Annotated in this window: 8 protein-coding genes; 3 read left to right on the top strand and 5 right to left on the bottom strand. The window is 47.4% G+C overall.

Going from position 1 to position 14,955, the window contains the following annotated elements:
- Positions 1 to 79: 79 nt before the first annotated feature.
- The gene (locus tag CFBP5473_RS23900; protein WP_136954445.1) at positions 80 to 1,489 is read right to left on the bottom strand and encodes a hypothetical protein; all 1,410 of its coding nucleotides are present in this window, start codon (positions 1,487 to 1,489) and stop codon (positions 80 to 82) included.
- 740 nt (positions 1,490 to 2,229) lie between these two features.
- Between CFBP5473_RS23900 and CFBP5473_RS23895 the strand changes: the two genes are divergently transcribed.
- Positions 2,230 to 3,429 carry a M24 family metallopeptidase gene (locus CFBP5473_RS23895; RefSeq protein WP_084631803.1) on the top strand — a complete coding sequence of 400 codons (1,200 nt, stop codon included), beginning with the start codon at positions 2,230 to 2,232 and terminating at the stop codon, positions 3,427 to 3,429.
- A 351-nt stretch (positions 3,430 to 3,780) separates the two neighbouring features.
- Here the strand turns inward: CFBP5473_RS23895 and CFBP5473_RS23890 are convergent, their stop codons facing one another.
- The gene (locus CFBP5473_RS23890) at positions 3,781 to 4,980 is read right to left on the bottom strand and encodes an SDR family NAD(P)-dependent oxidoreductase (protein WP_037171571.1); all 1,200 of its coding nucleotides are present in this window, start codon (positions 4,978 to 4,980) and stop codon (positions 3,781 to 3,783) included.
- A gap of 483 nt (positions 4,981 to 5,463) precedes the next feature.
- Between CFBP5473_RS23890 and CFBP5473_RS23885 the strand changes: the two genes are divergently transcribed.
- The gene (locus CFBP5473_RS23885; RefSeq protein ID WP_027676704.1) at positions 5,464 to 6,570 is read left to right on the top strand and encodes an SIS domain-containing protein; all 1,107 of its coding nucleotides are present in this window, start codon (positions 5,464 to 5,466) and stop codon (positions 6,568 to 6,570) included.
- Between the two features lie 443 nt (positions 6,571 to 7,013).
- Here CFBP5473_RS23885 and CFBP5473_RS25775 read toward each other — a convergent pair whose 3' ends face one another.
- The 3 genes from CFBP5473_RS25775 to CFBP5473_RS23865 form a co-directional block, all read right to left on the bottom strand.
- Complete coding sequence (locus tag CFBP5473_RS25775) at positions 7,014 to 7,721, bottom strand: RolB family protein (protein ID WP_027676705.1); 708 nt, start codon at positions 7,719 to 7,721, stop codon at positions 7,014 to 7,016.
- 1,880 nt (positions 7,722 to 9,601) lie between these two features.
- Positions 9,602 to 10,321, bottom strand: coding sequence for an isopentenyl transferase family protein (locus tag CFBP5473_RS23870; RefSeq protein ID WP_027676707.1), 720 nt, complete (start codon positions 10,319 to 10,321; stop codon positions 9,602 to 9,604).
- 473 nt (positions 10,322 to 10,794) lie between these two features.
- Complete coding sequence (locus CFBP5473_RS23865) at positions 10,795 to 13,041, bottom strand: FAD-dependent oxidoreductase (RefSeq protein ID WP_084631804.1); 2,247 nt, start codon at positions 13,039 to 13,041, stop codon at positions 10,795 to 10,797.
- Positions 13,042 to 13,441: 400 nt separating this feature from the next.
- Between CFBP5473_RS23865 and iaaH the strand changes: the two genes are divergently transcribed.
- Entirely contained in the window at positions 13,442 to 14,800 is a 1,359-nt protein-coding gene (iaaH, locus tag CFBP5473_RS23860) for an indoleacetamide hydrolase (RefSeq protein ID WP_328703253.1), read from the top strand.
- Positions 14,801 to 14,955 lie beyond the last annotated feature (155 nt).

The following is a 14,955-nucleotide window of genomic DNA, read 5'->3' as shown; positions in this document are numbered from 1 at the left end:
GGTATAAATGCATTTTACTACGAATAACATTAGCTATCTTTATAAAATATCCAATTATAAAACACGAAAAAAGTTTATATTACAAAGCCGTAAATTTTGCCCCGATCCACATGAATACGTCCGCCCAAGCCTTGGGGTACAAACACAAAAGGGAAAGCACTCCATAGGTCATCCAGAAACTGACTCCAACAAACCCGTTAAACAAAGGTTTTTTTGTTGCGAGCCAGTAAGCTAGATTAATCACCATGAGGATCGTGCTAGGAAAGGAGGGCCCCGCTGTGTTGCAGAATACGCGTACCACGTCGTCTAGACCCTGTGATTCATCCCAGACGTCAACGGCTATCCGGAAGCCCAGTGGTATGAAGTAGGCGCATGCGATAAGCCCAGCGTAGGCATCAACCGGGAAGGCCGACACGCACGTGATTGAGCCTATGAATATCACTCCTATCAGAATGACCGACTTGCCAACAGAGCTTTCTCTGCCACGAGGCCTTTCATGCAGCAGCCAGTCGATAGCTGTCAAGATGTCTTCGTGATCCTTCTTGTAGTTACTGACCTGCGCGCCAAGTCTGTTACTCAAAGTAAACCCATCAAGCCACTTATATAATACTGAACTATACTCTATTAAATCTGATTGTAGAACGCGAATTTCGTCCTTCTCCGGGCTGGTCAACCTTTCGCCTCTTATTCTCATCTTATAATAGAAATCGTAGATACTCTTTCCATTGTGCATCAGCATCTGCCAGGCAATGCTAATAAGCGCCTTCCAGGTGATACTAGCGGGTCCGCTTAGACCAACTTTTGAGATCGTCGGGCTGCACATCGCGATGAGGCCCACGATTAGGGTAGGGTAGATGCCGAGAAAGCACTGGCGGCCAATAGCGAACGCAAGTCTCGCATCCGCCCACTGGAAGTCTATCAAGCCAAGCACGATCAGTTGATTCTGAAGTGCCCCAGGCGCACCACGTAAAAAAGCGATTTCGGCACTAAGCTTTATCGATACAACATTCGGTAGAACAACTACAGCTTCCATTAAGCAGATCAAAACCCAGAAAAGGATTCTTTCTGCAAATCGGCTTGAATCTCTTCCTTGCCACCGCGCTTCTTGCCTCTGAATGGCTCTGGAGGCCGCCGAGAAATAAGATTTGGCGCTGGTAGTAATGTACGGTTTCTCAAGAAGCTGACCAATAACGCTATCGCGATACTCACGACATGCCGCTGCTGCGATGCTGTGCTCGTCTCTAGAACTACCAAAAGCGAACATTCGGCGAGAACTGACAGTTTGAACTGCTGGGGGTGCGACTGGAGCCCTTTCTTGAGCCTCCTGAAGAGCAACGCCTGAGCATCCTTCGTCAATTGTTGGCAATGGAATCGATACACCTGTCGCAATCTCACGGGGATTTTTAGAGAAAGCGGCAACACATTCAGTTTCCTCGAAAACAGACGTCTCGTCCACAATGTACGATTTGCTACCGCCCCAGATCGGCAATCCAAGTATCCTCTGACAACACCTTGAGTGAAGAACACCCTTACCCCTAAAAGAAAACCCGCTAGTGACTGAGCTTGGTGTTTCCATTTCTATGGATTTTTTAGCTGTAATTTACCGGAGAAAGGGCATTGCGGTCTTACTTTATGAGTAAGAATTGTGAAGGCAAACAGCACAGAACTGTGGATGATTGCGACCCGTGTAAAAGGCTGACGTCATGCATGACAGATCAAGACAGACTGCGCATATTTCGTCAAAATATCCACCAATGCCAACGCTGAACACGCGATTGAAATTCTCTCTTTCTTTTGCAAAGTCAAGTTTGACGGCTAGTTTCGAAGACCACGTAAATTGTGGACAATGTTTAGAAAAAATTTCCCTCTCCTTAAACTGCGGCTGACTGACGGCCTCAATCATCTACAGTGGAAATCAGCGAAGGGATATGAGCGCACTTGATTGGGTACGTTAACAATTTAATCGACTACAGAATGCCATCGCAAACATTTTACGTCAGCGCTTACGCTCAGGACACCTAAGACGTACAAAACACGCTTACTCCAACTATGTGTTGCTTCCGGTCATAGACTTTGGAGAGTGCCTGTCTAATACCTGGCCCACCATCAACAGCCCTTTTTTACAACAATAAATTGGCTTATTGAAATCAGGCATGCACTCCGCACTACTGCAAGAATTTTGCCTTCTGACAGTCACCTTTTACCCTGTATTCTTCTGCCCACAATACCATGGCTCTTTTGAGAAAACATTCGAGCAAAGAAATTTTTTCCTCTACAGCAGATTACCGCAACCGCGTTGCGCGTCTACAAGCCGAGATGAAAAAGATCAAGCTAGAAATTATTGTGTTGCACGGCTCGGCTAACCATCGTTTTTTTACAGGTCTGGACGGCCTCCCGGACGTAAGGCCTATCTTCCTTATTGTACGTCCAGAAGCGGAGCCAGTGTTTGTATCACCTCGTATCGAAGCAGTTGTGATACGCAAGAAATGTCCAGAGAGGGTCATTGCAGAATGGGGCGATTGGGAAGAGCCAGGATTATTTAGGTCATTTGAAGACGCAATTGCAGCTCTCATCAAAAATGAGGCGCCGCAAGCGGCAACGATCGGTATCGACTATGATACGATCACCGCGCTCAATCTGAATCTTCTCGTTAAAAAAATTCATCCTGTATGTATCTCCAATGTCTCAGACATGATCGGTGATATACGCCGCTTCAACGATGTAACAGTCATGGAGCACCTGTCGCGCGCTGCCGAAGTCGCAGTGGATAAATTTCGCGCAATCTCGGATGCCATCGCGCCTGGCATCACTGAATGGCAGGCGGCTCTCAAAGGTTTCTGCGCTGCAACAGAGTGTGTGGCCAAATATTTGGAGGGGGATGAGAACCACTCACCCCTAGGTTCTAGCTTTACTGTTATGGGTAGTGGATCCGAGCGCTCAGCGCATGCCCATTCGGTAGCCGCTGGCCGCGTTATGGAGGACGGAGACCTTGTACAAATCTGTTGCTGCACGCCTATATTTCTTGGGCAAGAAATTTGCTTTGACCGACCCGTGTTCGTGGGGACGCTGGAATTGCCGCAACCTGTCAAAAATATCTTGCAAGCAGCGCGTGAAGCCTCGGCGGCGGCTTGGGCGTTAGTCCGGCCAGGTGTTACAGCGGGCGAAGTGCACAACGCGGCATTGGAGGTTATTGTTCGATACGGCTATGAGGAGGGAATGCAACATGGTACTGGGCGATCTATAGGTTGTGGCGGGGTTGGATTTCGGATCAAAGCCGGGGACCCGACCGTGCTCAAGGAGGGTGACATCATAGGGATCGAGCCGGGAGTCTATGGCTACGGTGTTGGTGGAGCACGCTATGGTGACACGGGAGTTGTATTGGCTGAAGGATGTGAGATAATCACACCGTTTCAGTTGGCTAGGGACTGACGCAGGCCCAAATTCTATTGAATAAAACGACGAGCACCGTGTTACCCTTCGTTTTCTATAATATAGAAAGGGCTGGCCGCCAATTCTCATTTTGTTGTCGTATTATTTTTATGTTTTATCCCGTGCTTCGTCATAATAAAATTAAAATAAAATTTTCCAATTTAGAGTTTTTTCACTGCTATATAAATCTATTGATATTTATTAAACAACTATATTTCAATACATTTTGGCAACAACATTCCAATATTATTATATAAGCAGAATTACAAGACAGAAAAAACACAAAGTAATATCTTATGGCCCCTACTGCAAACCCAATAATGGGTAAATTATTTCACGAATCATAGCAATTCAACGAGTGTGCGCAAGATTAGAACACGCAAGTTGCTCGCGAACGAGCTTAGCGATATGCCCAAGCTCAATCGGATCCGTCGAAGGACTGATGTCGGTAGCGACAACACCAAGGCATATATCAATGGCGCCTACACCATGGCCCAACGCGCGCTTGATCACGTTGTAGCCGGCCAAGGAATTCTGAACACGTTGGCCCGCCATGGCGTGAAGATTAACGATGCGGCCATAACCTGATTCAAGAAGATGAGGCATGCATAGCTTTGCCAATAGGAAAGGTGCACAGTTGATGTCCCATTGCTGTTGAAGCTGCGAAAGATCGGTGTCTTTCTCTAGGTCAACATGATCGCGACAGTCAGTGTTGTTCACTAAGCCGTCGATCCTTTTAAATTTCTCGACGGTCTGGGTCACCCAATCTTTCATCGAGCTATGGTCCAAAGCATCAAAACGCGCATAGTGAAGAGCTTCGTTCTGGTCGCCAAAAGCCGCCTCTAGGTCTTGAATGTTGCGCGCACCCAGACTTACTCTATAGCCGTGCCCGATAAGGTCTTCAGCAATGGCCTTGCCAATGCCGCAAGTTGCGCCGCTGACCATTACCACAGGGCTTTCGATGACCCGCACGGACCAGGTCTTAGCATCGAGACTGAAATGTAGAACACGCCCATTGGCGGTATGCTCGTCTGTTATAGGAACTCCGAGCAGTGCCGCGACAACCCTGAGCACACCTCCATGGGCGACAAACAGAACGTTTTCTGAACGTGCATGCTGCAGAGCCTTGGCGACATGGACTGAGAAAATCTCGGTTTCTTCACAATCGGAATAGTCGTCTTCAAACATCTCACGTGGGCCGAAGCCACCTTCGTGTTTTCCAAAATCCCGCTCCTGAAGATCTTCGTCGATCTGGAAGTTGGGGCAGCCCAGATTAGCGATGAAGGCCGTCTGAATTGCACGTAAAAGCGGTGAACAGACAACACCGCTTATCGGAAGCGATCGAAGAACATTGCCGGCCAACAAAGCCTGGCGTTCCCCTCTTGCGTTGAGACTGTTGTTCGTGCCGGAACCTTGGACGCCCCAGAATTTCTGACCATCCACGACCTTTTCCTTCTCGTTGAGGTCTGTCGCGCCATGTCGGATGAAATAAAAACTTTTGAGATCAGCGGGCGCCTTCGCAGAGCCGAGGTAGGCCTGAGAAATTGGCATTTTCAAATGTGGAAAGATAGAAATTTTGAGCGAGGTTGATAAGATTGATGAATATCGGTGTTTTGATTTTTGATGTTTCGGGCTCTTGTTTATATTGAGCTTCTGCGACGTAATGCGTAAGCCATGACGCGTGGTTTTTGAATTGGCCTAAAGTTTATTCTACGTAGGTCGCGCATATTCGCGTGTGGGACATGCCGCCCGCACTCAATTGTCGCTGATGTTTTGTCGTAATCGCGACTTTCGCTCCATCCGCAGCCGTTGATGACTCAGGACTAGATAATCTGACGTGCCAAACCACCAAAGTCAAAGGCGTGCCAAAACCGCAGTATTACAGTAAGAAAAAAATGGGCGCGACGCTCACCGGTGACGTCATTTTGCTTATTTCAAAACGATAAATAGCCTCTCTTCGTATTCTATGTCCACAAATTACCAATACGTTACACTAGCACCTAAATCTCATAACCGACGCCGATACACTGAACGATGGACGTTCTCTATAATCCCACGGCAGACGGCGCAGCAGCCAAGATTACTAAACAACTTGAGCCCGCCATCGAGCAGCTTGAGGATGTCGCAAAAGCTGGGCGCGATCTAGCCGCCTTAGGACTGAGGCAGGTGTTCTTTGTATCCGCTGGCGCTGGGCTGGCGATCGGAGAAAGCTTGATCGCATACACAGATGGGGCTGCACAAACCCTTCAATTCACTAGCCACGCTGCTTCGGCATTCGTTGACCTGATGGGGGAAAACCCATCAATCGCTAATGCTTCAGACACTTTGGTGATTCTGTCTTCAAAGTCTGGTGGAACTCCAGAAACTGTAGAAGCAGCGAAGCTTCTACAGGACAAAACTTGTAAAACTGTCGTTTTTACAAAGTCCTCAGACACTAAGCTCGCCTCATACGGCCACATGGCGTTCTTCGCCGAGGAAACAACCCAGGCTTTCCATGCTACCCACATGCTGATGGCAGCATTTACTGGCGGTATTTTGGAAGAAAAGGAAACTTGGAGGTTTATGCCAGCTCTGGCATCAACTTTGAAAGCGCTGCCAGCGGCACTGCTTCATGCTGCAATGAAGGGCATGTCAGCGGGCCACACATTTGCTGAAGACTTCAAAGAGGATACCCCACTTTATGTCATAGCCTCGGGATCTGGCGTACTTGTCCCGCGTGCGTTCGGGCTTTGTGTTCTGGAGGAACGCTTTGGGTTCGATGTACATGCTATCCAGGCCAGTGACTTTTTCCACAGTGTAGTGGAGACTGTGCGTGCGGATAAGGAGACTGTGCGTGGGAATACAAAGCCGCGCTTCATTCTCACCATTCCGGAAGATCGAAGCCGAGGCAGGATGCTGGATATAAAGACTTTTTTTGAAGAATCCGCCAATGACCTTGAGGTGACCTTTCACGTGATTGATACCAAGGATCTTGACACTTCAGGCATCGACCCCGAAATCCTGAAGATCGTTGGTCCACTCCTCTGCGAAGCCTACCTGAAACCCTGGGCCCCGATCCTTGCAGGTGTAACCAAGAAAACAATGAATGACCCGCTCATACATATGGGGAGGTTCAAGTACTACAATTGCCATCTGGGTTGAGTTGAAGTCACGCTCATCCTCAAATCCCGCCTGTGGCTACCGAAATATCAATCTATGCTATATTCAATAATCTCGGGCTATGCCCCTAGTGTTTGTGGCTTGTGTGTTTATGTTGTTTAACAGCCCATAAGAGGCTGCCTTTACTATGAAATATTAAAATAAATCATCAATGTTGTCATAAATATTTACATCCTTGATCTTAAAAATCATATGAGCGAAGATCCGGCGATAATTTAAATTCCCTCCACAAGATACATTGAACACTTAACGGGATAAATTTTAATACAATATTAACGATATATATATCTAATATTAAATTACTAGGCCCTCAGCCTTACGAAATTCAAATTAAAGCGTGTATTCATACAATAATTTGACATAACACAATACAACGCCATGATACTAAAAATCCAACCACAGAATAGCAACAATAATACTTTAAATTATTGAGATCGTGCGTTCATTTGACATCGGAAACAGGTCTTCAGGGGCCATCCACAGCGCTTTGCAACGGTGAGAATGCTTGCAGCTGGCCGAGGTTCAATCGGCTGAGAAAAGGCCGGCCCGAACGCGACAACTTCACCTCCGAAGCATGAACCTGGTATCGGTGCAACAAACCTGCGCACGTGTTTACCATGGATTTCGAGAACTGTGTGGATAGTATTCGAAAAAGATGAACTGGGAAGAAAGGCGAAAAACGCCTCCACATCTTTCAAGGAAAGCCGAGAACCAGGCGAAATCTTGTTATACCATTCGCGTATGGTCTGGGCTGTCATTCCGTCCGCGTACGGCGACTCAGTGCACGCCACAAATCTGAAGGCGTCTTTGCAAAGAAAGTTTCCACACTCCGCATATCGACGAATTTCGTGAAAGGTACCGTAAAAATACCACAAGTCACTATCGGGGAGCACGAAATCCAAGCTAGGATCGTGCAGGCATGGCACTTCAGAAAAGCGCGCTGATTTCTCGTGGGCTGTCTCCCTCCCATCTTCTAGAGCGAATTTAGCCCACGAGTTCTGAGCATTGACCAACGTTGTCCTGATGAAATCCACATACTCCTCTTTAAAGCCGCTAAGAATGGAATTTCCCAGATCAGTATCGGATACGAAATCGACATGTTTGGGTTGGAAAGCTGGACGATGAAACGCCATTTTCGGGGTTCGCAATGGGATCTGAAAAACTCGGTTGATAGTTGATATACCTGCTTTCTACGATATCCGAATTAGATCAGTGATCCTTTCAACTTAAACGAAAGTTTCGACAGCAGTGAGTGAATTTAGCGTATAGATCCCTAGTGGCCAACTAAAACAAGCGCCAAATCTGGGCTGACGCTAAGTGAATTTTTTGCCGAGATTTGCGGCACTATGTCCGTGTTGGTTGGAAAGTAGCCGCATCTTTTGACATTTTGACCAAGATCGTCGGTGATGACACGTAAGTATGATGCATTATCGATCCACGTTGTGGACCCCTGCCCGTCTCAAACGTCAACAATGTCTGCACCACCCGTGCGAATACAGTTACATATCAGAGGTACCAACTTGCCCGTGCATCCAAGAAGTCAATATTGAACAGCCAATAAGTTCGCCCTGCGGTCCAATCCAATCGGTGAGTAATCCACCCCAAACTTGGATGGTGTCAAATATCAGTCATTGCCGTTACGTCACCCAGGGACCACTTGGCACACAGCCAACTGTGGCTTTACGGAAAGTCAGCAATTGCTGTCAGCGCAAAATCCGCCAAGCTTGACTAGCAATCGATTGGCTTGTCTACAGACGAGAACAGGCTGGTTTTGAAAATTGAGCCCCCCGCAACCAGCGGCACGGATCGCGCCACGCCGGCCTATATACAGGCGACCAAAACTAATCGCTCAACATAAGAAAACTCAACATCATGAATTTCTCACAAGTTGCTTTGGCTTTTCACGACCTAAGTTGGGCATCCCAAGACTTCAAAAAATATCTTGGTGAATTTCTAAGTCTGGATACGGGAGAGGTAATCCAGACTGATAAGAAATGGCTGTATTTATACGGAAGCAATACACTCTTAGAGCAAATTGATGACACGCACATCCTATTCAAAGAAAAGGAGGAAATATCTTTCATTCCGAAGGTGCCGGCTCAAGTGAAGATGGAGGGAACTGATGCAACATACTATGCCGTCATTTCTCCAAGCACCTATTTCCTGTGCACTACGTCTCCAGAAATAAAGTTTGCGAGGTGCCATGACCGTCCAACCTGGTACCCGTTGGTAGCGTATGGATCGATGTACTAAACTACCAATATCGTGATCGTGATTTATTCATATCGAATATTTTTTCTGTTCGCGTTCAACAACAGCAATGTATTGTCTCATGTAACCTTGAATTCTAACTGTTTTTACAATATTAAATATTTGCCACTATATTTTCTCCTGACCTTTGTGGTTCCAGATTAAATCAATCAATATTAATGAGTAATGGCAAACATTTTACTTATTTCTTATGATTATTCAATATTATCTAAAAGAAATAGAGGGGGATCAGGGGACGCTTGGTCCGAAATCAAAACTCTGGGCCTAGACGATTGGCTTAGCACGTTGACAAGCTGCAAAGATCTCTCCTGTTACCGGCTAAGCCGAAGTCGGGCAGAAATTTCGCCTCGCTGTTCGAATCTCCTGAGGCACCTCTTTTCGATGAACTTGAGTTCTAACCGTCTGTGTCGGTTGTAGACGTCTTTTAAAAATATTATCTTTAGCTATATCCTGGCGTGGAGCTGTTCCGTCAAGAAACAAGCGCCGATAGTTGCGCTGGAATATACGCTTTCCGGAAAAAAATATTATTGAATGGATAATATATCCACAAGAGGTCGATCCTATTAAAATATAGATCAAAACAATCTTGAAGTTACGCCGCGATTAGCGGCCAATATTTTTATTTAAATCACGATAATACAGCATCCATGATTACATAAACAACGCTTTGCAGAAAGCATACTTTAATTTAAGATGGCACAATATTTTTCTCCAGATATTTATCGGTAGTTGTACTGGGAATTTAGCATCCAGAAAATGGGTGGCCCTGCGAAAAACCCTCACTTGGACCCAGCAGCGTAAATGCCTCCTCTTGTTGACGTGCATACTCGAGATACTTCTGGGCTATTCCGAACACCAACTCGCTGTGCTTGGACGGGCTCAGTTGCAACAGTTCTTCAACCTCCAGTTTGTTGCGTTCCGCGAATTGGACGGCGTCACGGTAGCCATCTATCCCCATAAGTGCCGGCCTGAGATCGGGGTCACTCCAGAGATCGACCAATTCCTGCAGAAGTGATGGCCTGTCAGAACTTCCGAGCATCTTTTCTACTCTGGCCTTCGCTGTTTCTAGAAATGTGTCCTCATCTCCGAGGCGAAAGCGCGTTATATGCCACTGATGGCCAACGTTCCAATAGTTGCTTTGCGCCATGCACTTGAGCAACGAGATCGAACCGCCCTCAAGAATAAGACCGCCTTCGGCCTCATGAGTATAGACCGTCTCCACCAGCTGATCATGCGCACGTTTGGCGGTGATGACTCCTTGCTTTAGACGCCGTTCCTCGAGATAGAGTCGGGTTGTGCCTCTTAGCTCAGTTGCTGTGGGACGCCCGCTTCCCGTTGAAAGCTCGGGGCAGCATTGAACGCGGTCCAAGGCAAGGACGGGCAAGCTGCTTTGCTCGCTGAGACCTATGGAAAACGCGGTCTTTCCGGTGGAGGTCGGCCCGAAAATCAAGTGGAGGTCCATGATATGATGATCACTCTCCGTGTAATTTGTTTATGAGTTTGAGAACACAAATTGAGAAAATAAGGGGAATTTAAAAACTTTAAATCACAAGGTGGTCGCGATAAAGTTTGTTTGGCGGCCAATCGTTTTCCTGGGTCCGAACATGGCGTCACCCAACACAAAATTTTCAAAATGTTGGTCACACACACTCAAGCACTCGCCGCATAATGTGGACTTTTTATTTAAGTGATAATAATGATTGGCATATAATTTGTCTTTATGCCTTATGATAAAACCCGACCATGCCCTGTAATATTTCTTTTAATTAAACATTTGAAAATCAATAACAGGCACTTCTGTGCACACAAAAAAATATAATATTATTATTTTACATGCCTTCGTCAACAAATTTGGAGTGAGGCTGCTAGACCGCAGCGTAAATAGCTTGTTACAGATACCAGCACACTTTCTCGGATGTAAATATAATGGATAAATCACTCAGTGGTGTATCTTTTCCATGGGTGCGCGAGCGGATTGCCTTCTGCCAAAACTCCTCCTGAACTATGGATGACTACGCAAGCGGCATTGCATCCTGTTTGAACAGCACCCTCCGACCATCCGCCAGTAAATGAACAACAGCAACCAGCAAGATAAAGTCCTGTATCAATAGAGCGATAGACGCTGTCAAACGGCTGAAAAAACAGCGTTTCAGAATATATGTCTTCGCCACGACGGTTGAGTTTAAAGGCGCCGCCGGCATCTGGATCAGTCAGCCAGTCGTGCTGCACTACATTTTCTTCATAGTCACCATCTGCAGGCACCAAATACTTAGCGAATTCCGGGTAAGCGCGACCGATGTCGCGCCGCAGCATTGCCAACCGCTGTCTTTTATCCGAAACGGCGAGGAGCTTATGCGAATCGGCTTCCCACGTGTAACTTACGAGTACCAATCCCCTTCCGGTCGAATTTTGTGGATCGTAATCCAGGCAATATACGGACTTTGCGACACCCGTGGTAAGGAGGCAGGGCGGAAATTGATGATCGCGCCAAAATTTTCGCTCAGTCAATATAAACAGCTTCGATGCGCTCACCATGTGACTTTCTTCGACTGCCCGATTGACTTCAGCACCCAGGAGGCTCGTATCGAACGTAAGTAGATGTTTAAGTTGAATGTTGGCGAACCCAGACGTTACCACGACCTTATCGTAAAGCTCAGGCATTCCACCTCTCACGCTGACCTCTATTTGCTCCTGCTTTTTTTTGATTGTGGTGACCTGTTGGTGACGGACACGCTGGCGGATTGACGTTCCGTGAAACAGTTGAGCGGAGAGTCTACGAGGAAGCTCTGAGATCCCCTCGTAGATCAACTGCACATTCTCTTCGTACCCATTGACGATTAGACGAAGGATTTCGATAAAACCACATTCAAAGACTGGGCCAAACCCCCCGGATCCAACTCCCAGCAGCTTGAATAGATCCCAGTCGGTAGGCTTGCTCCACCGTTCGCCTCCGGGAGGGTTTTCTCCAAAAAAGATTTTTTCAATGCCAGATGAGAAAGATTCCTGCCCAAAATACCTCAACCAAGCTTGCCAGAAATCATGCGCCTGTCGCAAATGCCCTAATCTCATGGCATCACTGATAGCATTGGGCGACGCCAACACAAACTCTCCATCAGTGTACCCTTCTTGCAAAAATGCTTGCCATCCATTGGAAACACGACGAAACATGGCCGGGGGTTTCTCCCCAGACTTCCACGTGTATCGGCAATCACCGTAGTAGAGTGTTGTATCTACTTGCCCGGGATTGGGGAAGAGACCGGTCGAAGCCAGACCCAACCGCTCGAGAATGACGAACAGAGATGATTGGCTCCGAGGGAACCGCATGGCTCCCATCTCGGCAACAACGTGTGTAGCACTGCCAAATCGGTGTGACCATAACTTACCTCCAATACGGTCTCGTGCCTCATACAGCGTGAGATCATCAACTCCTGCATGAAGGAGTTCACTTGCCGCAACAAGGCCAGAAAGGCCTGCTCCAATGATCGCCACCTTTGGCTTGAGAACGCCTTTAGGAAAAAAGCCAATTCCGCCGGACCCGCATTTTTGGAGAAACGCGCCGTAGTCATACAGCAAATCGATCGTGGGAAAGGACACTGCGGACGCTTTGGGCACATTGCTCCGGCCGTATGCCACGATCTCAAATCCCGCATCGCCTGCAAGGGACAAAGGAAAGCCGGTAAAGCTTTGTGTCGAGCCTTCATCGGACGGTGCCAAAGTGACGGTTTTCGAGGGCGCATTTTTAGAGACCGCAATGGCGATGAAATGACTGATATCGTCACGTCCATAATGATTGTTGCCCAGTAACTTGATGGCCTGAAGCATGAGCGCACTCGATAAACTTTTGCAGAACGGTGCTACATCGACGGCAATGAGGGTTTGTACTTTCGCTGCCGCCAAGTCGCCAGGTTGTATGATCAGTTGGAGTGTTTCCGCGCTCACGTAAACGAAAGCGACGACTTCGTCGCTACATCCACTACCTGAGATCTGACGAGAACCGCCGCTGGTCAGTCTTTTGCATGCGGATTGGCGCTCGCAAGAGCTAGCATCTACGCTCTTCTTGCAAATTTGACGTTTGAGGAATGTATTGAAGAGGGCCGTCCGCAAATCGTCGGCGTCAGCCGAATCCATCAAGTTGACAGGTAACGTGGGCAACTGGCGCAACAACGTCCGTGGATCTGCCATTCGTGGGATTGGCTGGAATTTGGAATTAGTTGTGATCGTTTTGTTATCGTAAACCGCTAAACCTTTGATCTTATAACTGATCTAGAAAGTAGTCTAAAGTTGTCAACTCAACGATTTCACTTGGGCCAGGGACCGATTAGTTAATAGTGCCGCGAATTACGGATGTTTCTAACTCGAAAGCGACGTCACACATTATTGGATCACATATTTTCAAAGATGCCTCTATTCTTTCTTTGAAAAACTATTGCCTCGATTAATCAAATAATTTCATTCACTCATCCCAAGACCCTACTCAGATCGGCTGACGATCAACTCATTTGTGAAGCACCGATCGCGTTTTTCGAAGCACGCAAGCATGGTGCCCCTCACGCCAATCTACCAGACCCTCAAGTGCCTGAGAATGAAAAAATACTCCTGCCTGGAACTTGTTGACACCCTAATAGCCCGGTGTGCAGCCACAAAATATCTCAACGCCCTTCTGTCAACAGACTGGGAGCAACTGCGGTTGAGCGCAAGAAAAATCGATCGTGCCGGACGCGCCGGCGTTGGACTGACTGGCATTCCCCTTTGCTTCAAGGCGAATATCGCAACAGGCATCTTCCCCGTAAGCGCAGCCACCCCAGCACTGATGAACAACTTCCCGGGCGAGCCATCGGGCGTTGTCAAATCACTTGTAGAAGCAGGAGCACTAAGAGGTGCGTCAGGGAACATGCATGAGTTATCGTTCGGTATAACAAGCAATAACTACTTCACTGGGGCGGTCAGAAACCCCTGGAACCCGACCTTAATCGCTGGAGGCTCAAGTGGTGGGGTGGCTGCTGCGGTGGCAAGCCGTATCATGATGGCCGGTATTGGAACAGATACAGGCGCGTCAGTTCGATTGCCTGCTGCGCTGTGTGGCGTTGTCGGATTTCGTCCAACGCTTGGTCGGTATACGAAGGACAAGATAGTTCCGGTCAGCTTCACTCGCGACACCGCAGGAATTATTGCGCAGTGCGTTACCGACGTGATCCTCATAGATCGGATCATATCAAGGAGACCAGCGAAAATTGCGCCCGTATCGCTGCAAGGACTACGGATAGGTTTGCCGCTTGCACACTTCTACAGCAATCTTGATTCGGATGTTGGCTCTGCAGCAGAGTCGACCATCAGGCTACTGGCAAAAAAAGGCGTAACTGTCGTTGCAGCCGATATCCCGCATCTGGAACAGCTTAACAAGGGTGCAAGCTTGCCAATCGCACTTTATGAATTTCCGATAGCTCTCCAACGGTATGTCGATGAGTTCGTAGAAGGTGTCTCTTTCACCGACGTTATCGAGGGGATACGCAGCCCCGATGTCGCAAATATCCTCCGCGCCCAGATCGAAAGCAAACAGATTTCAGAAGCTGTCTACAGGAAGGCGCTTCATTGCTTTCGGCCCAAACTGCAATCCGTTTATCAGAGGCATTTCGATCTACATTGTCTGGACGCTATCCTTTTCCCCACCGCACCCCTAAGTGCCAAGCCGATAGGGCAAGATGTGACGGTTATTCACAACGACTGTGAGGTCGATACCTTTATGGCATACGTCCAAAATGTCGATCCGAGCAGCAACGCAGGTTTACCAGGCCTAACCGTACCGGTCGAACTTACTCCGACGAGATTACCCATAGGAATGGAAATCGATGGGCCAGCCGGGACAGACAACCGTCTATTAGCAATCGGCCAGGCAATAGAGGAAGTTATAGACTTTCAAAACCGCTACGGTTTTGCGATGTAATATAGATCAGAGAAATTCTACTTATTTCATCTTATATTAAATAAAGTTATTCTCTTACTTGCCAGAATTCGATAATTATTGAGTATATTTTATGTTGAAAGCGAAAAAATTCTAAATATCGGCATTCAAAATATGCTTTGCTTAGCAATCGTCTT

It is taken from the genome of Agrobacterium larrymoorei, assembly GCF_005145045.1.
Lineage (GTDB): Bacteria > Pseudomonadota > Alphaproteobacteria > Rhizobiales > Rhizobiaceae > Agrobacterium > Agrobacterium larrymoorei.
Note: the sequence above shows the minus strand (reverse complement) of the source record. Positions and strands in the feature narration are given on the sequence as shown.